Source organism: Micromonospora sp. NBRC 107095, assembly GCF_030269705.1.
GTDB classification, from domain to species: Bacteria; Actinomycetota; Actinomycetes; order Mycobacteriales; family Micromonosporaceae; genus Micromonospora; species Micromonospora parva.
The window spans coordinates 95,037-118,926 of sequence record NZ_BSTU01000003.1 but is presented as its reverse complement, the minus strand read 5'-3'; the positions used below and the strand labels follow the sequence as shown (position 1 = coordinate 118,926).

Here is a 23,890-nt window from a genome sequence, read left to right as displayed (position 1 = left end):
TCATCGTCGCCGGTCGGCCAGCACAGGTATCGCGACGATATGCCCGGAAGGCCCTGTTCGACTGCCACAATCGCCTGATGGGCGAGGACCGGGGGGCGCGCGGGGTCCGCCGGAGCGCGCCGGGCTCGCGGGCGACCCCGCTCGAACTCTTCTACGACCTTGTCTTCGTCTTCGCCTTCCTGCACGTCACCACGGCCACCGCCGGCAATCCGACCATCCGCAGCCTGGTCCAGTACCTGGTGCTGCTGGCCCTGCTGTGGTGGTGCTGGTCCGGGTTCGCCGTGCTGGGCAACCTGATCCGTACCGACCAGGGCATCGTCCCGGCGGTCGGTTTCGTCACCATCGCCGCCGCGTTCGTCCTGGCGCTGAGTCTGCCGAAGGCGTTCGTCGACCGTCCCGGTGGCCTGTTCGGTCCACTGGTCTTCGCGGCCTGCTACTTCCTGGTCCGGGCGAGCGAGTCGGTGATCTTCCTGTGGCTCGGCCGCCGGGACCTGAACGTGCGTCGACGCTGGCAACTGCTCGCCCTGCCGGCGGTGTTGGCCACGAGCCTCATCGTGGTCGCCGGGCTGCTGCCGCAGCGGCTCTTCGACGGAACGGCCGAGTCGGTGGCCCGCCTGCTGTGCTGGATCGCGGCCATCGGCGTGGAGTACGGCGCCGGACTGGCGCTGAAGGGCACCGGGTGGACGGTGCTCTCCGCCGGACACTGGGCGGAGCGGCACGGTCAGATCGTCCTGGTCGCCCTCGGCGAGGCCATCATCTCCCTCGGATTCAGTCCCGAGGAGACCACCGGTCTGCCGCTGACCTGGCCGGTGCTGTTCGCCGCGGTCCTCGGCATCGCGGTGGCCGCGGCGATGTGGTGGGCGTACTTCGACACCCTGGCGCTCGGGATGGAACAGACCCTGCACCGCACCCGCGACCCGGACGCCCGCGCAGCCCTGGCCCGAAACGCCTACAGCTACCTGCACCTGCCGGTCATCGCCGGCATCATCCTGTTCGCGCTCGGGCTCAAGGGGCTGATCCACCAGGGTGCCGATCCCAGTACGCCGAGCTGGGGCGTTCCGCTGCCGAGCTTCGACCTGCTCGCGCTCTACGGCGGGGTCGGGCTCTACCTGCTCGCGCTCATCGTCCTCGGCCGGAAGATGCTCGGTGCTCCCCGCTGGCCCACGATCGGCGGGATCCTGCTGCTGGTCGCGCTGGTGCCGGTCGCGGGGGCGCTGCCCGAGCTGATCGCGTTGGCCATGTTGGCAGTGGCCACGGCGTTGGCCGTGGCTGCGCAGACGGTCGTCGACTCGCGGCGGCGCAGCGGGGTCCGACAGATGGCGTTCGAGGAACAGCTCGCCGCGGAGGAGGAACACACCAGGTGGCGGGGCCACCACCTGTGAGGTCCCGTGCCGGCTCGCCGGCCGGCACGGGACCCACTCGGCTCAGAGTTCGGCGAGGGTGCCGGCGTACATCTTGTCGATCTCGGCGGCGAAGTTGCTCTCCACACCACGCCGCTTGATCTTCAACGACGGGGTGATCTCGCCGTCCTCGATCGTCAGGTCGCGCGGCAGAATCGCCACCTTCTTGATCGTCTCCCAGCGGTTGAGCTTGGCGTTGAGCTGGGCGACGTACTCCTCGACCATCGTCTGGGCCTCTGCCGACGCGACGATCTCGGAGTAGCTGCGCCCTTCGAGGGGGCCACCGGCGGCCCAGCCGCGGATCGCGTCCGGGTCCAGGGTGACCAGCATCGTGCAGAAGTTGCGGGCCTGACCGACGACGACCGCCTGCGAGGTGTACGGGCAGATGGCCTTGAACATCCCCTCGATGTGCGACGGCGCGATGTACTTGCCGCCCGAGGTCTTGACCAGGTCCTTCTTGCGGTCCGTGATGCGCAGGTAGCCCTGCTCGTCGAGGGTGCCGATGTCACCGGTGCGGAAGAAGCCGTCCTCGGTGAACGCGGCGGCGGTCTCCTCCGGCAGGTTGTGGTAGCCGCGCATCACCGGCCGACCGCGGACCAGGATCTCCCCGTCGGTGTCGATCCTGCACTCGAGGTCGCCCATCGCCCGGCCCACAGTGCCGATCCGCAGCCCGGACGGCGGGTTCACGAAGTTGCCGGCGCTGGTCTCGGTCAGGCCGTAGCCCTCGGAGATCGGCAGGTTCGCGGCAGCGAAGAAGGTGGCGATCTCCGGGCTGAGTGGCGCGGCGCCGGACACCAGCACCCGCATCCGGCCACCCAGGCGAGCCTGGAGCTTGCTGAACACCAGCTTCTCGGCCAACCCGTAGCGCAGCTTCAGGCCGGCCGGCACCGGCTTGCCGGCCTGCTCGAGGGCGATCTTCTCCTTGCCGATGCCGACCGCCCAGCCGAAGATCTTCGCCTTCGCGCCACCGGCGCCCTGCGCGGTGGTCACCGCCTTGTTGTAGACCTTCTCGAAGACCCGGGGAGCGCCGCACATCAACGTCGGACGGATGACCGAGAGCAGGTCGACCAGCTTGTCCACCCGGCCGTCGACGTAGGTGGGCAGGCCGACGTGGATGGCGCCGCAGAGCAGGGTCTTGCCGAACGAGTGAGCCAGCGGCAGCCACAGGTACTGCAGGTCGTCGTCGCGCAGCAGTCCCACCTCGGCCTGCGCCACCGCCTCCCAGCACCAGCCGCCGTGCAGCAGCTCGACGCCCTTGGGCTGCCCGGTGGTGCCGGAGGTGTAGATCAGGGTGGCCAGGTGGTCCGGGCCGATGCCGGCCACCAGCATGTCGATCAGATCCGGCTCGGCGGCCAGCGCCTGGGTGCCGCGCTCCTCCAACTCGGCGAGCGTCAACTGCGTGATCGCCGCGGTCGGGTCGACGGCACCGTCGAGGAGCACCACGTGGGTGAGCGCGGGCAGGGTCGCCCCGGCGATCTTCGCCGCCTGGGCCGGGTTCTCCGCGAACAGCACCTTCGACCCGGAGTCGGCGATGATGTACGTCGCGTCCGTCGGCTCGGTGGTCGGGTAGACGGTGGTGGTCGCGCCGCCGGCGCACATGATGCCGAGGTCGGCGATCACCCACTCCAGCCGGGTGTTGGCGAGGATCGCGACCGGGTCCTCCTGGCCGACGCCCAGGCCGTGCAGGCCAGCGGCGACCGCCTTGGCGCGCTGACCGACCTGCGCCCAGGTCAGCCAGACGGGCCCCGAGTCGTCGGGGTTCGGGGACGCGAACGCGAACCGGTCGGGGGTGGCCGCCACGCGCTTGAGAAACATGTCCGGGATGGAGCGGTACGGTACATCGAGAGCCATCGCTGTAGCCGCCTTCGGGGGTGGTGGCGTGACGGTCGTCACGTCATGATGGTTACCGAAGAGTATTGCCTGTGGCCATGCATCGGCTAGCCCTGGTGATCGTCCAGCCGTCCCATCCCACCAACCGGACGGCCGATCAGGCGTACCGGGCAGCCACCACTGACCAGTCGTAGGTGGCCCGGACCCAGTTGCGCCGCGCCGCCAACGCGTCGCGCAGCCCGTCGTCGCCGGTGGCGCGGAGCGCCTCCTCCGCGTCCAGGTACGTCGCCAACCCCTGGTTGAACCGGTGTGCCGCGCTCCGCAGCGCGGTCGCCTCGTCCGCCTCGCTGTCCTGGGCGATCACCGTGACCAGGTTGTGCGCGTCCGGGTCGGCCTGGCTCTCCTTGCCGTACGAGAAGAGGTCGTTGCACCAGCAGACCAGGTCCACCGCCAGCAGGTCCAGGGTGACCAGCCCCGGGTCGGCGCGTTGGGTCGGCCCGGAGGGTCGCCTCGACGCCAGGTCGGTCAGGGTGAGGCAGGGGTGCACGCCGCCGATGTGCCGGCGCAGTTGGACGTACTCCGCCATCTCGGGTACGCGCCGACGTTCCCGGTTGCCCGCCTCCCAGAGCAGCGCCAACAGATACTCCCGCATCTGGCTGACGAACCGCAGCAGCAGCCCGGCGTGATCGTGCAGCCGGGTCCGGCGACAGAGGTCGTGCAGCGCGTCACCCAGGGGCCCGACGGCGGGCGGTGCGACGTCCGGGTCACCGCACCGGTCGAGCACGTCGAGCAGGGTGCTGATCGCCGGACCCAACCGCACCGGGTCGGCGCCGAGGCCGTCCTCGTCACAGGCGTCATCCATCACGAAGAGCCAGCTGATCAGGTCGGTGAGCAGCCGAAGCCCCTCCACGGAGCCGTCCGGGCAGGCGCGGCCGGCCAGGCCGGCGGCGTCGGCCCGTTTCAGCCGGTCCACACGTTGGCCGGAATCGACCAGCCCGAACGTGCGTGCCCACTCGATGCTCTCACTCGCCACTTGGTCCGTGGCACCATGGCGCCCCGTGGGGAACGGCGGTTCCCGCAGCGCCGAAATCGCGAATTCCCGCACAGTGCGCCCCCACTCCGTGCCGCCCGGCGCGGTGCGGCGCGGTGAAGCGTACGGGAGGGCGTATCAGCGTGCTTCGCTGGGTGTGGGGAATCCGACAGTCGTTCCGTGACCGTTTCTGTACGGACGGTCACATTCCCAGGTTGGCGCCGCGCAGTCGTCCCGACGCCTCCGTCGAGCCGTTCAGTTGGACCCGGGCCACCCGTTGCCGCCCGGACAGGAACAGCACCAGCTCCCCCGGGGAACCGACCAGGCGCAGCGGCTCACCGCCGCGACCGACGGAGATCTCACCGTGGCCGGGCGCCTGCACGAGAAGGTCCGCCGGAAAACGACGCAGGGCCAGCCGGGCCACCGGGGCCACGCGTTTCCAGAGCGCGCTCTGCAAACCGGTGGGCAGATCGCGCGGCTGCCACCCGGAGCCAGCCCGTCGGACGTCCTCGTGGTGGATGAAGAACTCCATCGTGTTGGCCACTTCGTCGGTCAGCGGATTGCTGACCGGGCTCCACAGCGGCGGTCGCCGTACCTGGGCCACCAGCTCGGGGTACCGCTGAGCGGCGAGCCGCTGCCGGACCCGCTCGGCGTATCCGCGCAGCGGCGGCAGCAGGATCCCACCCGCCGCGTCCGGACGGCGCTCCCGCAGCACCAGATGAGCGGCGAGGTCACGGGTCGCCCAGCCCTCGTTGATCGTCGGGGCGGCCGGCCCGAGGGCCAGCAGAAGATCGGCCAGCGCCTCGCGCTCGGCTCGGGCGTACCGCGGCATGGCCCGATCGTAGGCCCGGTGGCCCGTCGGCGCGCGCCGACGGACGCCGGTGGACACCGCCGTCCGGTACGTGACGGTCGACATATCCGGTCGGGGTCGGCGGCGCTGGCCCCGACCGGTAAGGATGAGGGAGATAATTGTGGCTTACGGCGGGGGAGAGCGTGGCGAGCAAGACAAGTCGGGACGTTCTCGGTCGAGGGCTGGGGGTCCTGCGACAGGCGATCCGTGAGCAGCCACGGATCTTCGCGGTGGCGGTCGTCGGTAGCGTGCTCTTCGGCGCGATGATCATCGTCAGTGCCCGGGTCGTCGGGTCGGTCGTCGGTGAGGTGGCGCTTCCGGCCATCGAACGTGGCGAGGTGGGCGCCGGCACCCTGGCGCTGGCCGCAGCGGCGTTGTTCGGGATCAGCGTGCTGCGGGTGGCGGGCATCTTCGGCCGTCGGCTCGGCGCCGGCTACATGCAGTACCGCCTCCAGGCGTCCTACCGTCGCCGGGTCACCCGTCGGTACCTGGAACTGCCGCTGTCCTGGCACCACCGCAACTCCACCGGCACCCTGCTGTCCAACGCCAACTCCGACGTGGAGGCGGCCTGGTACCCAATCGCGCCGCTGCCGTTCGCCGTCGGCACGTTGGCGATGCTCGTCGGCGCGATCGTGTCGCTCTTCGCCACCGACTGGGCGCTCGCCCTGGTCGGCCTCGCCGTCTTCCCCGCGCTGTTCGCGCTCAACGTCATCTACTCCCGCCGGATGGCCCCCCGGCAGGCCCGGGCGCAGCGCCTGCGCGCCGAGGTCAGCGGGATCGCCCACGAGAGCTTCGACGGCGCCCTGGTGGTCAAGACGATGGGCCGCGAGGCCCAGGAGACCGCCCGGTTCGCGGGCCGCGCCGGTGAGCTGCGCGATTCGCTGATCGCTGTCGGGCGGCTGCGCGGGGTCTTCGACCCGCTGCTGGAGACGCTGCCCAGCCTCGGCACCCTCGCCGTCCTGGTGGTCGGGGCGTTCCGGCTGCGCCAGGGCGCGATCAGCGTGACCGAGCTGGTCAGCGTGGCCTTCCTCTTCACCGTGCTGGCGTTTCCGGTGCGGGCCATCGGTTGGGTGCTGGCCGAGCTGCCGCGCAGCGTCGCCGGCTGGGACCGGGTCCGCCGGGTGCTCGACGCCACCGGCGAGATGCCGTACGGGCAGCGGGTGCTCGACCCGGCCGAGACCACCCCGGCCACCCTCACGTTCCACGACGTGCACTACTCCTACCCGCCCGCCGAAGCGCACCCGCCCGGCGCGCAGGTCCTCGGTGAGGTCGGCTTCACGGTGCCGGCCGGTCGGACGGTGGCCCTGGTCGGGCCCACCGGCGCCGGCAAGTCCACCATCGCCTCGCTGGCGGTGCGGCTCGTCGACCCGGACTCCGGCACGGTGAGCCTGGACGGCGTGGACGTGCGCGAGCTGACCTCCGCGTCGCTGGCCGGCACGGTGGCCCTGGTCGCCCAGGTGCCGTTCATCTTCGACGACACGGTCCGCGCCAACATCGCCCTCGACCGGCCCGGTGTCGACGACGAGGTGGTCTGGGCGGCGCTGCGGCTGGCCGAGGCGGACGGGTTCGTCGCCGCGCTGCCCGAGGGCCTGGACACCATGGTCGGCGAGCGGGGCACCTCGCTCTCCGGCGGTCAGCGCCAACGGCTCACCCTGGCCCGCGCGCTGGCCGGCCGACCGCGACTGCTGGTGCTCGACGACGCGACGAGCGCTGTCGATCCTCGAGTGGAGGCGGCCATCCTGGCGGGGCTGCGGTCGTCGACCGCGGCGGCGGGGGTTCCGGCCGCGTCGATCCTGGTGGTGGCGTACCGCCGGGCCACCATCGCGCTCGCCGACGAGGTCATCTACGTGGAGCAGGGACGGGTGGTCGCCCGGGGCACCCACAGCGAGTTGCTGGCGACCGTGCCCGGGTACGTGGACCTGGTCACCGCCTACGAGCAGGCCGAGGTCGAGCGCGCGCAGGAGAGTTCGTACGACGACGACGTGGCGCCGCTGCCGTCGGGCCTGGAAATCGAGGTTGACCGGTGAGCGCGAGGAGTGCAGCGAAGCGGAGCCCCGCAGTCGCGAACGGAAGGCGTGCTCGGTGAGCGCGAGGAGTGCAGCGAAGCGGAGCCCCGCAGTCGCGAACGAAAGGCGTGCTCGGTGAGCGCGAGGAGTGCAGCGAAGCGGAGCCCCGCAGTCGCGAACGGAAGGCGTGACCGGTGAGTGTCGAGGAGCGCGGGCAGCGGGACGAGACGACCTGGCAGACCCTGCGTCGGGGCCTGGCGCTCTCGCCGGAGCTACGGATCGGTCTGGCCGGCACGTTGGGCCTGGCGTTGGTCTACATGGTCGGTCGGGTCGCCGTGCCGGTGGCGGTGCAGCAGGGCATCGACCGGGGCCTCGTCGGTGGTCTGAACCTGAACGTGGTCTGGACGGTGGTGGCGATCACCGCGGCGATCCTGACGATCACCACGATCTGCGGCTACCTGATGATGCGCCGACTGTTCACGGTCAGCGAGACGGCGCTGGCCAACGTCCGGACACGGGCGTTCCGGCACGTGCACGACCTGTCGATGTTGCACCAGCAGTCGGAGCGGCGGGGTTCGTTGGTCTCGCGGGTGACCAGCGACGTCGACCAGATCACCCAGTTCCTCCAGTGGGGCGGGGTGATCCTGCTGGTCAACCTGGGTCAGCTGGTGGTCACCACCGCCGTCATGCTGGCGTACTCCTGGCAGTTGACGCTGGTGGTGCTGGCCGCGTTCCTGCCGGCGGTGTTCGTCATCCGGCAGTTGCAACGCCGCCTCGGCTCGGCGTACGCGACGGTGCGCCAACGCACCGGGACGCTGCTCGGCGCGATCGGCGAGAGCGTGGTGGGCGCGCCGGTGATCCGGGCGTACGGGATCGCCGGGCGTACGGAGCGACGGCTGGACGAGGCGATCGACAGGCAGCGCCTGGCGCAGCAGCGGGCGATCCGGATCAGCATCGTGGGCAGTTCGGTCGGCGAGTTGGCGGCGGGGCTGGCGCTGGCCGGCGTGGTGGTGCTGGGTGTGGTGTTGGGGGTGGACGGCACGCTGTCGATCGGCCAGCTGACCGCGTTCCTTTTCCTGGTGACGCTGTTCATCCAGCCGGTGCAGATCGCCACCGAGGTGCTCAACGAGGCGCAGAACGCGATTGCTGGCTGGCGTCGGGTGTTGGACGTGTTGGACGTTGCCCCCGATGTGGCCGACCCGGGGGAGCAGGGGCGGGAGTTGCCGGGCGGGCCGCTGGACATCCGGTTCACCGGGGTGCGGTTCGCCTATCCGGGTGGGCCGCCGGTGTTGCACGACATCGAGCTGGAGATCGCGGCGAAGAGTCGGGTGGCGGTGGTCGGTGAGACCGGTAGCGGGAAGACCACGTTCGCCAAGTTGCTGACCCGGCTGATGGACCCGTCGGCCGGGGCGGTGCTGCTGTCCGGGGTGCCGTTGACGGATGTCCGGTTCGATTCGCTGCGTTCGCGCGTGGTGATGGTGCCGCAGGACGGGTTCCTGTTCGACGCGACGGTGGGGGACAATGTCCGTTTTGCTCGTCCGGAGTTGACCGACGAGCAGCTGCGCACCGCTTTCACCGAGCTGGGTCTGTCGGACTGGCTGGAGGGTCTGCCGGCGGGCCTGGACACTCCCGTCGGGGAGCGCGGCGAGGCGCTCAGCGTCGGCGAGCGTCAGCTTGTCGCGTTGGCCCGCGCGTACGTGGCTGACCCGGATCTGCTCGTGCTCGACGAGGCGACCAGCGCGGTGGACCCGGCGACGGAGGTGCGGTTGCAGCGCACGCTGGACGCGGTCACCCGGGGCCGGACCACCCTCGCGATCGCGCACCGGCTCTCCACGGCGCAGGCCGCCGACGAGGTGATCGTGGTGGACCGGGGTCGGGTGGTGCAGCGCGGCCCGCACGACGAGTTGGTCCGCGACGCCGACTCGGTGTACGGGCTGCTCTACGCCTCCTGGTTGGAGCAGACCCGGTGAGGTGCTGCGGTGTGGTGGACGCCGACGGTCGGGTGCTCTAGGCTCCGGGTTAGGTAAGCCTAACCTTCTAAGGAGGTCGCGCCCATGCGGCCCAACTCCGCCGAGATCGTCCGTACCCTCGTCGCCGGCCGCCTGCCCGGCCTGGTGCACCTGGCCCACCGGCCGGGCCCGCACCACGCCCGGCACGTCACCGACCCGGACGGGCGGGTGCTGTTGCTGGTGCCGGTGGCCAGCCACCTGGCCGCCGCCCTGCAACCGGCGCCCGGCAGCGGTGACGTCGCGGTGGTGCTCGACGTGCTCGACCTGCCGCCCGCCGCCGGTGCGCCCGGCCTGGGTCGGGCCTGGGTGTCCGGCTGGGCGGCCGAGCTGCGCGGCGACGAGGCCCGCCAGGGCGCTGTCGACTTCGCCGCGGTCGCGCCGACAGGGGACCTGCTCGACCTGGGCACCCGGTTCCGGTTGTTCCGCTTCGAGGTGGTCGAGGTCCGCTGGGAGCGGGCCGGCGTCGTGCACCGGATCGACCCGGTGGCGTACGCCGAGGCCGAGCCGGACCCGGTGCACCCGGTCGAGGCCCGCCTGCTCGCCGACCTCGCCGAGTGCCACGGCGCCCAGGTGACCGAGTACCTGTGCCGGCAGCTCGGGTTGACCGGGCAGACCCCGGACGGGCCTCCCCGGGTGGTGCGCATCGACCGCTACGGGCTGCTGGTCGCCCTCGGTCGACCCGGTGCCCGACGTCGGGTCCGGTTGGCCTTCCCGGGTCCGCTGACCGACCCGGCCGAGCTGCCCCATCTGCTGCCACCGCTGCGACTCACGGCCGACGCCCGCCCACCGCGCTGAGCTGACCGGGCCGCCACGCTTTGCGTCGATCTCGCGGGGGTCAGGTCGGCAGCGGGCCGGTGAGGTAACGCTGGATCGTCGGGCCGACCATGGCCACCAGGGTTTCCGGGTCGGCCGAGGCGACCGGCTCGAGGCGTACCACGTGCCGCATCATGGCCAGACCGATCATCTGGGTGGCCACCAGGGAGCCCCGCAGCGGTAGCTCGGCCGGATCGACGTCGAGGTTGTCGAGCACCCGGCGCAGCACCTGGGTGGTGACGAACTCCCGCAGCAGTCGAGCCGTCCACTCGTTGCTCACCGCAGAGCGCAGCAGTGCCTGCGCGGCGCTGCCGGCCGGGGAGTCCCAGACGCCGAGGAACGTGCGCACCATCCGCTCGCCAACGGCGTCCCGGTCACCGGCGAGCACCTTCGGCACCAGCTGACCGGGGTCGACCGGAAAGTTCATCGCGGCCAGGAAAAGCTGGTCCTTGCTGCCGAAATAGTGGTGCACCAGCGCAGGATCGACCTCCGCCGTGCCGGCGATGGCCCGGATCGAGGCGGCGTCGAAGCCCCGTTCGGCGAACGCCGCCCGCGCCGCGTCGAGGATCGCCTCCCGGGTGCCCGGTTTGCCGGGTCGCCGGCCGGTTCGCCGCGTCATCGCCGCCCTTCGTTCGTCCGCCTGGGCCCGTGGTGGGCCGGCCCGGTCAACGCCGGGGACTGCCGCCGTGCCGGCCGCCGCCCCCGGCGTCGGCGGTCAGCCGCTGCGTCGGCGCAGGGTCGCCGCCGCGAGCACCAGCGCCAGCACCACCGCGCCGAGCACCACCGCGACATCCCGCCACATCCGGCCGGTCGGTTCGGCGTGGGCACCGACCTCCTGCAAAGCCTCGATGGCGTACGACAGGGGGAAGGCGTCACTGAGCGCCTGGAGCCAGCCGGCCATCTGGTCGCGGGCCACGAACAGCCCGCAGAGCAGCAGTTGGGGGATCACCACGACCGGCAGGAACTGTACTGCCTGGAACTCGGTGCGCGCGAAGGCACTGCACAGCAACCCGAGGGCGACGCCGAGCACCGCGTCGAGCACGGCGATCCCGATCACCAGTCCGATGCTGCCGGCGGTCTCCAGACCGAAGATCCAGTACGCCACGGCGGAGGCGACGGCGGCCTGCACGGCGGCTGCCAGCCCGAACGCGATGCCGTACCCGAAGAGCAGGTCGAGCTTGCCCAGCGGGGTGGTGAGCAGCCGCTCCAGCGTGCCCGAGGTGCGTTCGCGCAGCATGGCGATGCTGGTCACCAGAAACATGATCACGAAGGGGAAGATGCCGAGCATCACCAGCGCGACCCGGTCGAAGGTGCTCGGCTGGCCGGGCGGGTTCGGCTGGTCGGCGTACATGAAGTAGACCAGGGTGAGCAGGACGGCCGGAACCACCACGAGCAGCGCGATGGTCCGCCGGTCGTGCCGGAGCTGACGCAGGATGCGGCCGGTGGTGGCGGCGAGGATTCGCGGGCTCATGCTGTCTCCCGTGCGGCGGTCGCGTCGGCGCTGGTGGAGGCGCCCTCGCCGGCCCGGATGAGCCGCAGGAACGCCTCGTCGAGGTCGTCCACACCGGCGGCGGCGCGGATCGCGGCCGGGCTGTCGTCGGCGATCAACCGGCCCTGCCGGATCAGCAGCAGGCGGTCGCACCGGGCCGCCTCGTCCATCACGTGGCTGGACACCAGCAGGGTCGTGCCGGCGGCGGCCATCGCGTGGAACCGGGCCCACAGGTCGGCGCGCAGCACCGGGTCCTGACCGACGGTCGGCTCGTCGAGGATGACCAGCTCCGGCTCCCCGACCAGGGCGCAGGCCAACGAGGCGCGGCTGCGTTGACCGCCGGAGAGGGTGCCGACCAGCTGACCGGCCGCCTGGGCCAGCCCGACATCGCTGATCGCCCGATCGGCCTCGGCGCGCCCACGCCCGTACAGGGTCGCGAAGTAACGGGCGTTCTCCCGGACGGTCAGGTCGGCGTAGACGCTCGGCGCCTGGGTCAGGTAGCCCACCCGGTGCCGCAGCGCGGGGGTGCCCGCCGGTTGGCCGAGCACGGTGACCGTCCCGCCGGCGACCACCTGCACCCCGACCACCGCGCGCATGAAGGTGGTCTTGCCGCTGCCACTGGGGCCGAGCAGCCCGGTGACCGCGCCGCGCGGCACCCGGCAGCTGATGCCGTCCAGCACCCGCCGCCCACCCCGGTCGACGACCAGGTCCCGGACGGCTATCGCATCGTCCATCGCACACCTCCACAGAAACTCATCACCTGTTGAACTCAACGCTAGATGAAATACCGTGCCGCACGCAACGGCCCGCGATCGGCGACTGGGCGCCCACCGTTGCGCCCAGTGCGAGAACGGGCAGTAAGCTCCGGACCGGACACGAAGTCCGCCAACGGGCATTGCGCACCGATCGGACGTGCGGCACGATGGCGCCGTGGGTCACGCTCCGTTACCGGATAGCGGTTTTCTTGAGGATTGGGCCGCGCGGTTGCGGCAGGCCGCCGAGCGGCCGGTCGTCGGCATCCTGTTGCGCGGCAGCCACGCCCGCCGTGCCGCCACCGCGCACAGCGACGTCGACCTCGACGTGTTGGTCGGCGGCGCCCCGTACGCGGCCCGCCGGGCCTACCTGGCCGAGTCCGCAGGCCAGCTCACCCACGTCTCGGTGGCCGCCCGTGACGTCCGGTCCTGGGTGCACCACCTCGGCGAACCGGCCGACTGGGCGTTCGGGCTACCGGTCACCGCGCCGGCGCGGCTGCTCTGGGCCGACCCGCACTGGCGGCCGCGGATCGACCTGCCGGTGCTGTGCCAGCCCGCCGAGCCGCCCCGGCTGGAAGAAATGATCGCCACGCTGGGTAAGGCCGCCGCCGCCCGCGCTGCCAACGACCGCCTCGGGGTCCGGCTCGCCGTCGCCGACCTGGCGCGGCTCTGCCCCTCGGTGCTCCGCCCGGCCAACCCGTCCGTGCGGGTCCACTCCCGCCGGGCGGCCTTCGCGGCGGCCCTGGAACTGCCGGTGACGCCACCGGGCTACCGGTCGGACATGCTGCTCTGCCTCGGGCTGCGCCCGGGCGCTACCGGGCAGCTCTGGGCCGCCGCCGTCCGGCTGGTCGCCGGCACACTTCCGTTGATCCGGCCGTACGCCGAGGAGATCGCCGACACGGCCGGCGCGGACCTGGCCGCCGCCCTGGTCGACGGCCGGTTGGACCGCTACGTCGCCCAGTTGGCCCGGCCGGCGGGGCCCGCGCCGCAGCCATCGTCCCCGCCCCGGCCCCGGCCCTCGGGGCCGTCGCCGCAGCCGTGGCGGGAGCGGTCGGCGGTGCCCGCGCCGCGTGCGGGAGAATTGCTCACTGTGCCCGTACCTGACCCGCCGGTGACCGGCGTACCCAGCGACCCGAACGAGCTGGCCGCGCCCGCGCCGGCGCGCTCCTCCCAGCTCGACCCGGCCATCGCGGCCCAGCTGCGCCGCACCGCCGACGGTCTGGTCGCCGCCGTGGTGCGCGCGCACGACTCTGGTGAGGTGCTGATGGTCGCCTGGATGGACGACGAGGCGTTGCACCGCACCCTCACCACCGGCCGGGCCACCTACTGGTCGCGCAGCCGACGCGAATACTGGGTCAAGGGCGCCACCTCCGGGCACCACCAGTACGTCCGGTCGGTCGCCCTGGACTGCGACGGGGACGCGCTGCTGGTGAGCGTGGACCAGGTCGGCGCGGCCTGCCACACCGGCCACCGGACCTGCTTCTTCACCGAGCTGCCCGTCACCGGGACGGAGGCGCACTCATGACCGACGGCTCGCTCAGCCCCGACCTGGCCACCTTCACCGCGTTGGCCGCCGAGTGGCGGGTGGTGCCGGTGACCCGGCGGCTGCTGGCCGACGCGGAGACCCCGGTCGGCGTCTACCGGAAGCTGGCCGGTGGGCCGGGCACGTTCCTGTTGGAATCGGCTGAGCAGGGCGTCGGCTCGGCCGGGATGGCCTGGTCGCGGTACTCGTTCATCGGGGTGCGCAGCAGCGCCACCCTCATCGAACGTGACGGCGTGGCGACCTGGCTCGGCCAGCCGCCGACCGGGCTGCCCACCGAGGGTGACCCGGTGCGGATGTTGCGGGAGACGGTCGCGGCGCTGGCCGGGCCGGTCGGGGACCCGTCCGACGGTCTGCCGCCATTGACCGGAGGTATGGTCGGCTACCTCGGCTACGACCTGATCCGGCGGTTCGAGCGGTTGCCCGAGCTGACCGAGGACGACCTGGGCGTCCCGATGGTGGGCATGATGCTCGCCACCGACCTGGTGGTGCTCGACCACTACGACGGCTCGGCGATCCTGGTCGCCAACGCGGTGCTGCCGCCGTTGGACGCCCCGGACCGCGCCCCACAGGTCGCCGCCGCCTACCACCACGCGGTGGGCCGGTTGGACGCGATGACCACGGCGTTGTCCCGGCCCATCCCGCCGATGATCTCCACCGTCGAGCGTCCGCCGGCCGGAGAGGTGCTCTGCCGTACGCCCGAGGGCGGCTACCCGAAGGCGGTGGAGGCGGCCAAGGAGGCGATTCGGGCCGGTGAGTGCTTCCAGATCGTGCTCTCCCAGCGCTTCGAGCGGACGACCCACGCCGACCCGCTGGACGTCTACCGGGTGCTGCGCACCAGCAACCCCAGCCCGTACATGTACCTGTTGCGCTTCGACGGGTTCGACATCGTCGGCTCCTCTCCGGAGGCGCACCTGAAGGTCACCGGCGGCGCGGACGGGCGGCGCCGTGCGTTGCTGCACCCGATCGCCGGCACCCGGCCGCGGGGTGGCACCCCTGCCGCCGACGCGGCGCTCGCTGCCGAGCTGCTCGCGGACCCGAAGGAACGGGCCGAGCACGTGATGCTGGTCGATCTCGGCCGCAACGATCTGGGGAGGGTCTGCCAGCCCGGCAGCGTGGAGGTGCCCGAGTTCGCGACCATCGAGCGGTACAGCCACGTCATGCACATCGTCTCCACGGTCACCGGCACGTTGCGTGACGACCAGAGCGCCTTCGACGCGTTGGCGGCGACCTTCCCGGCCGGCACGCTCTCCGGGGCGCCGAAGGTGCGCGCCATGGAGATCATCGAGGAGTTGGAGCCGGTTCGTCGTGGTCTCTACGGCGGCACTGTGGGCTATTTCGGCTTCGGCGGCGACCTGGACATGGCGATCGCCATCCGGACCGCGCTGATCCGCGACGGCCGCGCCTACGTGCAGGCCGGCGCGGGTGTGGTCGCCGACTCGGACCCGGCCGCCGAGGATCAGGAGACGCGGAACAAGGCAGCGGCCGTGCTGGCCGCGATCGCGGCCGCCGAGACCCTCCGGCCCGCTCGGTGAGCGCGAGGAGTGCAGCGCAGCGCAGCCCCGCAGTCGCGAACGAAAGGCAGACTCGGTGAGCGCGAGGAGTGCAGCGCAGCGGAGCCCCGCAGTCGCGAACGAAAGGCAGACTCGGTGAGCGCGAGGAGTGCAGCGCAGCGGAGCCCCGCAGTCGCGAACGAAAGGCAGACTCAGTGAGTGCGGAGCGGGCCGTCGTGGGTCGGCGGGCGTTGACGTACGCGGTGCTGCTCTGCCTGGCCGGCGCGGGCCTGGCGCTGTGGGCGGCGACGCGGAGTTGGTCGGTCGAGTTGTCGGTACGTCCGGCGCCGCTGCCGCCGGTGCGTGACACGCGCAGCGGTGCGAGTCTGCTGCCCTGGCTGCCGGCGTTGGCGCTGGTGACCTTGGCCGGGGGTGGTGCGGTGCTGGCCACCCGGGGCCGCCTGCGGCGGGCGCTGGGTGTGCTGCTCGGTGTGCTCGGCCTGGCCGTGGCGGCCGGCGGCGGGTACGGGCTGGTGGCCGACGTGGGCGGCGTGGTGAGCCGGCAGTGGCCGGCGCTCTGCCTCCTCGGCGGTCTGCTGGCCGCGGCGGGCGGCTGGTGGACGGCGTTGCGTGGCGGCGACTGGCCGGCGATGGGCGCCCGGTACGAGCGTCCGACGCGGACCGCTGCGCAGACGGCGTCGGCGCAGGGTGACCCGGCCGGGTCGTCGACGCCGTTGGCGGGGCGGCGGACCACCGAGGCGTGGGACGCGCTGGACCGGGGCGAGGACCCGACGGCCGACTGACGCGGTGGGTCTGGCGGTCGGCGGCTGTCAGCCGACCGGCTGACGTTCCCACTCGGCGCGGCGACCGGTGGCGCGGGCGGCGGTCAGTTCGGCGACCAGACGGTTGAGTTCCGCGCGTTGGTCGGCGCGGGCCCGGTCGGCGCAGACCGCCTCCCAGGCGTTGCCCCGTGCCGTCCGCATCCGTGCCTCGCCCACCACGGCCCGTTCCACGGTGTGCACGACCCCGACGGCGAGTGACGCGACCGTCCGCGAGATGGTGGTCAGTCCGATGGTCGGGTGCGGTTCGGAAATGCTCATGGTCACCTCGCACGAGGAGTTGTGGCGTCGGGCAGGCGCGCCATCGAGTCTGCCCGAGGACGATGCTGGCCCGTCGACGTTTCGCCGGGGTGACCGCCCGGTCAACTGTCCCGCCTCGGTCGTGACCTGGGACCGGCCGTTCGGCCTTGAGCTTGCTCACAGCATCGATCGACATCGTTGCCGTCGGGCGAGGGGCGGCAACTGGTGGCATGATCGATGGATCGGCCCGGTCCGACCGCGGCCGTCCGGCTCCGTACCGCGTGACGATGGTCGATACCGGAGGTGGCGCTGCGTGACAACCCATTCACGGCAGGTCGGCCATTATGCCGCAGCCCTTTTCGTGAGCAGCGCCATACCCCCGGCGTCCGGCGTCGGTCGGCTGCCCCTAGCATCGGCCCATGACGCCCGGAGAGGGGAGTCCGTTCGTGACTGCTGAGCATGCGCACGCGGAGGGGGACGAGGCCGGCCAGGCAGCGTCCGTAAGCGTGCTCGACGAGATTCTGGCCGGCGTGCGTGAAGACGTCGCCCGACGCCAGGAGCAGGTTCCGCTGGAGCGGATCCGTGAACTGGCAGCGGCGGCGCCGCCGCCCATGGACGCGTACGCGGCGCTGCGTAAGCCCGGCGTGGCCGTGATCGCCGAGGTGAAGCGTTCGTCGCCGTCCAAGGGCCGGCTGGCCGAGATCGCCGATCCGGCCGATCTCGCCGTCGACTACGCGGCCGGTGGGGCGCGGGCGATCAGCGTGCTGACCGAGGGGCGCTGGTTCGGCGGCTCGTTGGACGACCTGGCGGCGGTCCGTGCCGCGGTCACCGTGCCGGTGCTGCGCAAGGATTTCGTCGTCTCCAGCTATCAGATCCACGAGGCCCGTGCGCACGGCGCCGACCTGGTCCTGCTGATCGTCGCCGCACTCGAACAGAACGTCCTGATGGGTCTGCTGGAGCGGATCGAGTCGCTGGGCATGACCGCTCTGGTCGAGGTGCACGACGAGGAGGAGGCCGACCGCGCGCTGGAGGCCGGCGCGCAGGTGATCGGGGTCAACGCCCGTGACCTGCGTACCCTGGAGGTTGACCGTTCGGTGTTCGAGCGGATCGCGCCCGGTCTGCCCAGCAGCGTCGTCAAGATCGCCGAATCCGGCGTTCGTGGCCCGCACGACCTGATCCGGTACGCCTCCGCGGGCGCCGACGCGGTCCTCGTGGGCGAGGGTCTGGTCACTCAGAAGAGCCCTCGCGAGGCGGTCGCCGAGTTGGTCAACGCCGGCAACCACCCGGCAACGCCCCGGCCGGTGCGCTGACCCCGCGCCGGCCTGACGTACCACCGAGAGGATTTCCGATGAGCGCCGACGCGCTGGCCCCGGTGGCCGGCCCGCAGCCCGACTCCGCCGGTCACTTCGGCCGCTTCGGCGGTCGGTTCGTTCCCGAGGCCCTGGTGGCCGCGTTGGACGAGCTCGACGGGGCGTGGCGTACGGCGATGGCGGACGAGTCCTTCCGGGCCGAGTTCGGCGCGCTGCTGCGCGACTACGCCGGCACACCGTCGCTGCTCTACGAGGCCCGGCGGTTCTCGGCGAAGGTCGGCGCGCGGGTGCTGCTCAAGCGGGAGGACCTCAACCACACGGGCGCGCACAAGGTGCGCAACGTGCTCGGCCAGGCGCTGCTCACCAAGCGGATGGGCAAGACCCGGGTGATCGCGGAGACCGGTGCCGGTCAGCACGGTGTCGCCACCGCGACCGCCGCCGCCCTGTTCGACCTCGAGTGCGTGGTCTACATGGGCGAGGTCGACACCGAGCGGCAGGCGCTCAACGTGGCCCGGATGCGGATGCTCGGCGCGACAGTCGTTCCGGTCACCAACGGTTCGCGCACCCTCAAGGACGCGATGAACGAGGCGATGCGCGACTGGGTGGCCAACGTCGACGAGACGCACTACCTGATCGGCACCGCCGCGGGCCCGCACCCGTTCCCGGCGATGGTGCGCGACTTCGTCCGGGGTATCGGTGACGAGGCCCGCCAGCAGTGCCTGGACCTCACCGGTGGGCTGCCGGACGCCGTCACCGCCTGCGTCGGCGGCGGCTCCAACGCGCTCGGCATCTTCCACGCGTTCGTGGGCGATCAGGCCGTGCGGCTGTACGGCTTCGAAGCCGGCGGCGACGGGGTGGCCACCGGTCGGCACGCGGCGAGCATCACCGGCGGGTCCGCCGGGGTGCTGCACGGCACCCGCACCTTCGTGCTCCAGGACGCCGACGGGCAGACCCTGGAGTCGCACTCGATCTCCGCCGGCCTGGACTACCCCGGTGTCGGGCCGGAACACGCGTGGCTGCACGACACCGGCCGGGCGAGCTACCTGCCGGTCACCGACGACGAGGCGATGGCCGCCTTCGAGCTGCTCTGCCGTACCGAGGGCATCATCCCGGCGATCGAGAGCGCCCACGCGCTCGCCGGCACGGTCGCGCTGGCCCCGAAGCTCGCCGCCGAGCTGGGCCGGGAGCCCACCATCGTGGTCAACCTGTCCGGGCGGGGCGACAAGGACGTGCACACCGCCGGCGACTACTTCGGCATCCTCGACAAGGAGCGGTGAGATGAGCCGGATCGGGGTGGCCTTCGACAAGGCCCGCGCCGACGGACGGGCACTGCTGGTCGGCTGCATGCCGGCCGGGTTCCCGACCGTCGAGGGCAGCATCGCCGCGATGACCGCCATGGTCGAGGCCGGCGTCGACGTCATCGAGGTGGAGATCCCCTACTCCGACCCGGTGATGGACGGTCCGGTGATCCAGAAGGCGAGCGACATCGCCCTGGCCGGCGGCGTACGCACCGCGGACACGATGCGCATCATCGAGGCGGTGGCGGCGACCGGCGCCCCGGTGGTCACCATGACCTACTGGAATCCGGTCGAGCGGTACGGCGTGGACGTCTTCGCCCGTGACCTCGCCTCGGCCGGCGGCACCGGCCTGATCACCCCGGACCTCATCCCCGACGAGGCCGACGAGTGGCTGGCCGCCTCGGACGCGCACGGGTTGGACCGCACGTTCCTGATCTCGCCGTCGTCCACTGACGCCCGGCTGGCGATGACGGTGCGGCACTGCCGGGGCTTCGTCTACGCGACCGCCGTGATGGGGGTGACCGGTGCGCGGGCGCGTACCTCCGACGCCGCCCCGACGCTGGTGTCGCGGGCCCGCGCGGTGACCGACCTGCCAGTCGGTGTCGGTCTCGGTGTGGGCACCGGCGCGCAGGCCGGCACCGTCGCCGGTTACGCCGACGGGGTGATCGTGGGCAGCGCGTTGATCCGGTGCCTGCTCGACGCGCCCACCGAGGCCGACGGTCTGGCCGCCCTGCGTACACTCAGCGCCGAGTTGGCCGAGGGAGTCCGTAACCCCGTCCGCTGACCCGCGCGACGCGGAGGCGTGTCTGGGGTATTCCGCTCATTACCGCGGGCTGACGCCTCATTTCCGTGCGGGCTGACGGCGGGGAGGCTGCCCGCGGCCACCCGGCTGGTCAGGGTCGGCGGGACGGGCTCGCGGACTCGCCGCGTTGCTCCGGCGGCTGCCCCGCCCCCGACTGCCCGTCTGGGCCGCCGGGGGGTCGACGCGTGTCCTGGTCGGCTGCCGGCCGGCGCTCCTCGGCGGGGCGGGTGGCCGGCAGTGACGCGGGGGTGACGGTGTCGGGTGCCCAGGGGACGTCGCGGAGCACGCCCGAGCGACCGGCGCTCGCGTCGGTGACGGCGGCCCGGGTGAGCGGGGTGACCACCTCCGGCAGCGCGTCGGGGGAGTGCCAGGACAACCGGCAACCCGGCGGCGGGTCGGTCGCGGGTCGCACCCCGGCCGCGCGGGCGCGGAACACGTGCGCGAGGACGTCCGGCAGCGGCCCGGCGCGTCCGGCCGCGGCCTCCCCGGCCGGGCCGGCAAGGTGGTAGACGCCGACCAGGTCGACCAGCTCGATGTCCCAGCCGGTCTCCGCGCGGATGTCCCGGAGGGCGGCCCGCACCGGGCCCTCGGCCGGGCGCAGCCGCCCGCCCGGCAACGCGTAGCGGCGGGTGCCCCGGCCCTGCTGGCAGAGCAGCACCCGACCGGTGTCGTCGGTGACGACCGCGGCGACCGTCCAGGTGAGCGCGCTCATGGACAAAGAGCGTACGACGGTGCAAACCAGAAGTCATCGGGATGAGCGCTCCCGCCGCCCGGGGTGCCGCTGCGGGGGTGTGCAGCGGTAGCGTGTGCACCCGTGACCCTCGCCTCGCTCTCTCCCCAGGCGGCCCTGCCCAGTCCCAGCACCGCGGTCTGGCAGCTCGGGCCGGTGCCGATCCGGGCCTACGCGCTCTGCATCATCGCCGGCATCGTGCTGGCCTGCTGGGTGACGGAGCGTCGGCTGCGGCAACGCGGCGTCGCGCCCGGCGCGGTGCTCGACATCGCCGTCTGGGCGGTGCCCGCGGGCATCATCGGCGCCCGGATCTACCACGTGATCACCTCACCGGAGAAGTACTTCGGCGCCGGTGGGGACCCGATGAAGGCGTTCGCCATCTGGGAGGGCGGGCTCGGCATCTGGGGCGCTGTCGCCGGTGGGGCGGTCGGCGCCTGGATCGCGGCCCGGCAACTCGGCATTCCGTTCAGCGTGGTGGCCGACGCGCTGGCCCCCGGGCTGCCGCTGGCCCAGGCGGTCGGCCGGATCGGCAACTGGTTCAACAACGAACTCTTCGGTGCCCGGACCACACTGCCCTGGGGTCTGGAGATCCATCGGATGGACCCGGACAACCCCGGCCACGCGCTGCGTGACGACGCCGGGCAGCCCATCCTCGAACCGGGCCTCTACCAGCCCACCTTCCTCTACGAGGCGCTGTGGAACCTCGGCGTGGTAGCCCTGGTGCTCATCCTCGACCGCCGGCTCAAGTTGGGCCGGGGCCGGGCGTTCGCGCTCTACGTGATGGGTTACACCGCCGGCCGGTTCTGGATCGAGCTGATGCGCACCGACGAGGCCAACCGGATCCTCGGCGTGCGCCTCAACGTCTGGACCGCCGCCCTGGTCTTCCTCGGCGCACTGATCTACTTCGTCCGGGTGCGCGGCCCTCGGGACTACCTGATCCCGCTCGGCGCGGGCACGACCACCCCGCCGCCCACGTCCGACCTGTCCCAGGTCGACCTCTCCGAGCGGGAGACGCCGGCGCGGGCCGCCGCGCCGGAGGGTTACCGGGTGGCGAGCGAGGAGCAGTACACCGCCTGGCGGGACACCGGCGTCGTACCGCCGACGAGCGCCGACGACGCCCGGCCGGACGACGGCGAGCCGTCCGGCGACACGGTGCCCGCCGACGTCGCGTCGAGCGACGACGAGCCGACGGACGAGCCGTCCGCCGCGCGCTCCGAGCGGGCCGACGCCACGGGCGCGCGTCCCGCCGACCGGGACAGCTGAGCGGAGGCGGCACCGATGCGAAGCGCGGTGGTGGTCGGCGCAGGGGTCGGTGGCCTCGCGGTGGCCGGCGCGCTGGCCCGTTCCGGCTGGCAGGTCACAGTGTTGGAACGCGCCGAACGGGTTCGCCCCGAGCCGACCGCCGTGGTGCTCTGGCCCAACGGTGTCCGCGCGCTGCAGGCCCTCGGTCTCGGCGCCGGCCTGGCCGCCATCGCCACCCCGTTGCCCGACGGTGGCGTCCGTCGCCCGGACGGGCACTGGCTGGTGCAGCCCCGCCCCATCCCGGCCGACCGGATGCCGGTGGTGGTGCACCGGGAGGATCTGCACGACGCGTTGATCGCCGGCCTCGGCGACCGGGTCGAGCTGCGGACCGGGGTGACGGTGCGCCACGTCCGTGTCGAGCCGGGCGAGCGACCGGGCGTCAGCGACGGGCGGCACACCATCGAGGCCGATCTGGTGGTCGCCGCCGACGGCACGGACAGCGGCATCCGCCGTCAACTCGCGCCCGAGTCCCGGGTGGTCAGCTCCGGGTGCGCCGCCTGGCGCGCCGTCATCCCCTGGTACCAGGCACCTCGGCTCCCCGACGATCAGCCGTTGGCCGGTGAGATTCTCGGCGCGGGTTACCGGTTCGTGGCCGCGTCGCTGGGTGAGCGTGGTTCCTCGGGCGGGTCCAGCCGTGGCGGCATCTACTGGGTGGCCACCGCCGCCGGCGCGCCACGCCCGGAACCACCGGAGACCCAGCTCGCCCTGCTGCGCCGCTGGTACGCGGACTGGCCCGCGCCGGTCGGCGCGCTGCTCGAGGCCACCAACCCGGCCGACCTGGTCCAGCAGGAGGTTCGCGAGCTGCGCCCGCTGCCCCGGGCGTACGGCTTCCCGGTCGGGCCCGGTGGGGTGGTGCTGCTCGGCGACGCGGCGCACGCCATGCCGCCGCATCTCGGGCAGGGCGCCTGCCTCGCGTTCGAGGACGCCGCCACCCTCTCGTCGCTGCTGCGGGAGGCGCGGCTGCCCGACGCCGTCGTGGCGTACGACCGGGTGCGCCGTCCCCGGGCCGCGACAGTGGTCCGGCAGACCCGGCGGATGTCGGCGGTGCTGCAGACCCGGGGCCGACTGGCGCTGCGGGCCCGGGACGCCGCCCTCGGCACGATCAACTCGCGGTTGCTCTCCAGTGCCGCCGCCTCCGCCGCGCAGTGGCGACCACCGACCTGACCCCGGTCGCCGGGCGGGTCAGGAGATGAGGGCGGCGGGTTCGGCGATGCAGGCGGTGCCGATGCGGCGGAAGCCGACCCGCAGGTAGACCCGCGCGATCTCCTCGCTGCCGGCGGAGAGGAAGACCAGGTCGGTGCCGGCGGCCAGCAGTTCCCGGGCGAGGGTGGCGGTGAGCGCGGCGCCCAGCCCGCGTCGCCGGGCGGACGGCAGGGTGGCCACCCCGGCGATCTCCGCGACGTCGTCCACCCGCATCGCCATGCCGCTGGCCAGCGCACCCTCGGTCGGTGTGCCGGCCAGCGCGGAGATCCGCCGGCCGTCGGCGATCCGGGCGCGCTCCTCGTCGAGCGCGGCCAGTTCGAGTTCGGTGACGGCGGCGTCGCGCTCGGCCGGGCCGGCCTCGCCGCGCGCGGTGCCGGCGGCGGCGAACGACACCGCCGCCACCGCACGTCGGGCGGCGACATCGGCGGCGAAGCCGGGGGAGTCCGCTGCCAGCACCCGCACCGCCGCGTCGGACAGCGTCGCCGGGTCGGGCAGCGCGCTGGGGTCGAGCACCATCAGCGGCGCCTCCAGCACGTTCAGCCCCGCCGAGCGGGCCACCGCGAGCAGTTCGGGGGTCGTCTCGTGCACCCACTCGAAGGCTTCCGGCAGGCCCAGCTTCCGCTGGCGCTCGCGGACGGAGGACACGTCGGCGAGTGACGGCGGCTCGGTGGCGTCGATGCGTGGGCGGGCGTAGAACGGCCACCCGGCACCATCGCGGACGAACAGCACCAGCCCACCATGCTCCTCCGCACCGGCGGCGTCGCGGGGCACCGCGTCGTAGAAGCGTTCCAACCGGTCGAAGACGTGCTTGTGTAGCGGATCCACCGCGCGAGACTACACGTCCCAGCCAGTGGACGGTGTGATCAATCTCGGGTGGCCGTGCGACCCCGGCCCTAACGTAGACTCAATAGACCCACGGGCCGACGTCGTCCCCCATCATGATCCAACCTGAGT

General features: G+C 72.7%; 21 protein-coding genes and 1 pseudogene. 13 read left to right on the top strand and 9 right to left on the bottom strand.

All coding sequences use genetic code 11. The features are described from left to right. The first annotated feature begins 77 nt into the window (after positions 1-77). On the top strand, positions 78-1,382 hold the full coding sequence (locus QSK15_RS17295) for a low temperature requirement protein A (protein ID WP_285795235.1): 1,305 nt from the start codon (positions 78-80) through the stop codon (positions 1,380-1,382). A 42-nt stretch (positions 1,383-1,424) separates the two neighbouring features. Here the strand turns inward: QSK15_RS17295 and QSK15_RS17290 are convergent, their stop codons facing one another. The 3 genes from QSK15_RS17290 to QSK15_RS17280 form a co-directional block, all read right to left on the bottom strand. After that, a complete protein-coding gene (locus tag QSK15_RS17290; protein WP_285795234.1) occupies positions 1,425-3,251 on the bottom strand; it encodes an AMP-dependent synthetase/ligase in 1,827 nt (608 codons plus the stop codon). 136 nt (positions 3,252-3,387) lie between these two features. Next, complete coding sequence (locus QSK15_RS17285) at positions 3,388-4,263, bottom strand: terpene synthase family protein (protein ID WP_285795233.1); 876 nt, start codon at positions 4,261-4,263, stop codon at positions 3,388-3,390. 199 nt (positions 4,264-4,462) lie between these two features. Further along, the gene (locus tag QSK15_RS17280) at positions 4,463-5,092 is read right to left on the bottom strand and encodes a TIGR03085 family metal-binding protein (RefSeq protein ID WP_285795232.1); all 630 of its coding nucleotides are present in this window, start codon (positions 5,090-5,092) and stop codon (positions 4,463-4,465) included. 161 nt (positions 5,093-5,253) lie between these two features. Here QSK15_RS17280 and QSK15_RS17275 point away from each other — a divergent pair, with 161 nt between their 5' ends. The 3 genes from QSK15_RS17275 (at position 5,254) to QSK15_RS17265 (ending at position 9,920) form a co-directional block, all read left to right on the top strand. Beyond that, positions 5,254-7,137 (top strand): ABC transporter ATP-binding protein, encoded by a 1,884-nt coding sequence (locus QSK15_RS17275; protein WP_285795231.1) that lies wholly within the window; start codon positions 5,254-5,256, stop codon positions 7,135-7,137. A 173-nt stretch (positions 7,138-7,310) separates the two neighbouring features. Next, entirely contained in the window at positions 7,311-9,086 is a 1,776-nt protein-coding gene (locus QSK15_RS17270) for an ABC transporter ATP-binding protein (RefSeq protein WP_285795230.1), read from the top strand. A gap of 84 nt (positions 9,087-9,170) precedes the next feature. Then, positions 9,171-9,920: a DUF2470 domain-containing protein gene (locus QSK15_RS17265; RefSeq protein ID WP_285795229.1), complete on the top strand. Its 750-nt coding sequence runs from the start codon at positions 9,171-9,173 to the stop codon at positions 9,918-9,920. Between the two features lie 40 nt (positions 9,921-9,960). Here QSK15_RS17265 and QSK15_RS17260 read toward each other — a convergent pair whose 3' ends face one another. The 3 genes from QSK15_RS17260 to QSK15_RS17250 all read right to left on the bottom strand — a co-directional run bounded on the left by QSK15_RS17260 (position 9,961) and on the right by QSK15_RS17250 (position 12,161). Next, positions 9,961-10,557, bottom strand: a complete 597-nt coding sequence (locus tag QSK15_RS17260; protein WP_285795228.1) for a TetR/AcrR family transcriptional regulator — start codon at positions 10,555-10,557, stop codon at positions 9,961-9,963. 96 nt (positions 10,558-10,653) lie between these two features. Next, positions 10,654-11,409 (bottom strand): ABC transporter permease, encoded by a 756-nt coding sequence (locus QSK15_RS17255; protein ID WP_285795227.1) that lies wholly within the window; start codon positions 11,407-11,409, stop codon positions 10,654-10,656. Continuing rightward, on the bottom strand, positions 11,406-12,161 hold the full coding sequence (locus tag QSK15_RS17250; protein ID WP_285795226.1) for an ABC transporter ATP-binding protein: 756 nt from the start codon (positions 12,159-12,161) through the stop codon (positions 11,406-11,408). The genes QSK15_RS17255 and QSK15_RS17250 overlap by 4 nt, the downstream gene beginning before the upstream one ends. Positions 12,162-12,759: 598 nt before the next feature. Here QSK15_RS17250 and QSK15_RS17245 point away from each other — a divergent pair. From QSK15_RS17245 to QSK15_RS17230, 4 genes and pseudogenes are all read left to right on the top strand, one after another. Further along, positions 12,760-13,038 (top strand): annotated as a pseudogene (locus QSK15_RS17245) (phosphoribosyl-AMP cyclohydrolase); the annotation flags it as partial. A gap of 231 nt (positions 13,039-13,269) precedes the next feature. Next, a complete protein-coding gene (hisI, locus tag QSK15_RS17240) occupies positions 13,270-13,704 on the top strand; it encodes a phosphoribosyl-AMP cyclohydrolase (RefSeq protein WP_285795640.1) in 435 nt (144 codons plus the stop codon). Continuing rightward, positions 13,701-15,254 (top strand): anthranilate synthase component I, encoded by a 1,554-nt coding sequence (locus QSK15_RS17235; protein WP_285795225.1) that lies wholly within the window; start codon positions 13,701-13,703, stop codon positions 15,252-15,254. Before hisI ends, QSK15_RS17235 begins: the two co-directional genes overlap by 4 nt. 173 nt (positions 15,255-15,427) lie before the next feature. Next, a complete protein-coding gene (locus QSK15_RS17230) occupies positions 15,428-16,015 on the top strand; it encodes a Trp biosynthesis-associated membrane protein (RefSeq protein ID WP_285795224.1) in 588 nt (195 codons plus the stop codon). Positions 16,016-16,042: 27 nt separating this feature from the next. Here the strand turns inward: QSK15_RS17230 and QSK15_RS17225 are convergent, their stop codons facing one another. Beyond that, the gene (locus QSK15_RS17225) at positions 16,043-16,312 is read right to left on the bottom strand and encodes a hypothetical protein (protein ID WP_285795223.1); all 270 of its coding nucleotides are present in this window, start codon (positions 16,310-16,312) and stop codon (positions 16,043-16,045) included. Positions 16,313-16,797: 485 nt separating this feature from the next. Here QSK15_RS17225 and trpC point away from each other — a divergent pair, with 485 nt between their 5' ends. The 3 genes from trpC to trpA are packed head-to-tail and all read left to right on the top strand — an operon-like array spanning position 16,798 to position 19,683. Then, complete coding sequence (trpC, locus tag QSK15_RS17220) at positions 16,798-17,601, top strand: indole-3-glycerol phosphate synthase TrpC (protein ID WP_030334428.1); 804 nt, start codon at positions 16,798-16,800, stop codon at positions 17,599-17,601. Between the two features lie 38 nt (positions 17,602-17,639). Further along, positions 17,640-18,878, top strand: coding sequence for a tryptophan synthase subunit beta (gene trpB / locus QSK15_RS17215; protein ID WP_030334426.1), 1,239 nt, complete (start codon positions 17,640-17,642; stop codon positions 18,876-18,878). A 1-nt stretch (position 18,879) separates the two neighbouring features. Next, on the top strand, positions 18,880-19,683 hold the full coding sequence (trpA, locus tag QSK15_RS17210; RefSeq protein WP_285795222.1) for a tryptophan synthase subunit alpha: 804 nt from the start codon (positions 18,880-18,882) through the stop codon (positions 19,681-19,683). A 109-nt stretch (positions 19,684-19,792) separates the two neighbouring features. On the opposite strand, the gene QSK15_RS17205 is transcribed toward trpA, so the two are convergent. Continuing rightward, positions 19,793-20,413 carry an NUDIX hydrolase gene (locus tag QSK15_RS17205; protein WP_285795221.1) on the bottom strand — a complete coding sequence of 207 codons (621 nt, stop codon included), beginning with the start codon at positions 20,411-20,413 and terminating at the stop codon, positions 19,793-19,795. 102 nt (positions 20,414-20,515) lie between these two features. Between QSK15_RS17205 and lgt the strand changes: the two genes are divergently transcribed. Together lgt and QSK15_RS17195 are read left to right on the top strand one after the other, a co-directional pair. Beyond that, complete coding sequence (lgt, locus tag QSK15_RS17200; RefSeq protein ID WP_285795220.1) at positions 20,516-21,694, top strand: prolipoprotein diacylglyceryl transferase; 1,179 nt, start codon at positions 20,516-20,518, stop codon at positions 21,692-21,694. Positions 21,695-21,709: 15 nt separating this feature from the next. Further along, positions 21,710-22,897 carry an FAD-dependent oxidoreductase gene (locus QSK15_RS17195; RefSeq protein WP_030334418.1) on the top strand — a complete coding sequence of 396 codons (1,188 nt, stop codon included), beginning with the start codon at positions 21,710-21,712 and terminating at the stop codon, positions 22,895-22,897. Positions 22,898-22,915: 18 nt separating this feature from the next. Here the strand turns inward: QSK15_RS17195 and QSK15_RS17190 are convergent, their stop codons facing one another. Further along, the gene (locus QSK15_RS17190) at positions 22,916-23,761 is read right to left on the bottom strand and encodes a GNAT family N-acetyltransferase (RefSeq protein WP_285795219.1); all 846 of its coding nucleotides are present in this window, start codon (positions 23,759-23,761) and stop codon (positions 22,916-22,918) included. Positions 23,762-23,890: the final 129 nt, after the last annotated feature.

What these genes read in the sequence shown, in the direction of transcription:
- QSK15_RS17295 (WP_285795235.1), top strand. Translation starts at nt 78, where the DNA reads ATGGGCGAGGACCGGGGGGCGCGCGGGGTCCGCCGGAGCGCGCCGGGC.
- QSK15_RS17290 (WP_285795234.1), bottom strand. Translation starts at nt 3,251, where the DNA reads ATGGCTCTCGATGTACCGTACCGCTCCATCCCGGACATGTTTCTCAAG.
- QSK15_RS17280 (WP_285795232.1), bottom strand. Translation starts at nt 5,092, where the DNA reads ATGCCGCGGTACGCCCGAGCCGAGCGCGAGGCGCTGGCCGATCTTCTG.
- QSK15_RS17265 (WP_285795229.1), top strand. Translation starts at nt 9,171, where the DNA reads ATGCGGCCCAACTCCGCCGAGATCGTCCGTACCCTCGTCGCCGGCCGC.
- QSK15_RS17260 (WP_285795228.1), bottom strand. Translation starts at nt 10,557, where the DNA reads ATGACGCGGCGAACCGGCCGGCGACCCGGCAAACCGGGCACCCGGGAG.
- QSK15_RS17255 (WP_285795227.1), bottom strand. Translation starts at nt 11,409, where the DNA reads ATGAGCCCGCGAATCCTCGCCGCCACCACCGGCCGCATCCTGCGTCAG.
- QSK15_RS17250 (WP_285795226.1), bottom strand. Translation starts at nt 12,161, where the DNA reads ATGGACGATGCGATAGCCGTCCGGGACCTGGTCGTCGACCGGGGTGGG.
- QSK15_RS17235 (WP_285795225.1), top strand. Translation starts at nt 13,701, where the DNA reads ATGACCGACGGCTCGCTCAGCCCCGACCTGGCCACCTTCACCGCGTTG.
- QSK15_RS17225 (WP_285795223.1), bottom strand. Translation starts at nt 16,312, where the DNA reads ATGAGCATTTCCGAACCGCACCCGACCATCGGACTGACCACCATCTCG.
- trpB (WP_030334426.1), top strand. Translation starts at nt 17,640, where the DNA reads ATGAGCGCCGACGCGCTGGCCCCGGTGGCCGGCCCGCAGCCCGACTCC.
- trpA (WP_285795222.1), top strand. Translation starts at nt 18,880, where the DNA reads ATGAGCCGGATCGGGGTGGCCTTCGACAAGGCCCGCGCCGACGGACGG.
- QSK15_RS17205 (WP_285795221.1), bottom strand. Translation starts at nt 20,413, where the DNA reads ATGAGCGCGCTCACCTGGACGGTCGCCGCGGTCGTCACCGACGACACC.
- QSK15_RS17195 (WP_030334418.1), top strand. Translation starts at nt 21,710, where the DNA reads ATGCGAAGCGCGGTGGTGGTCGGCGCAGGGGTCGGTGGCCTCGCGGTG.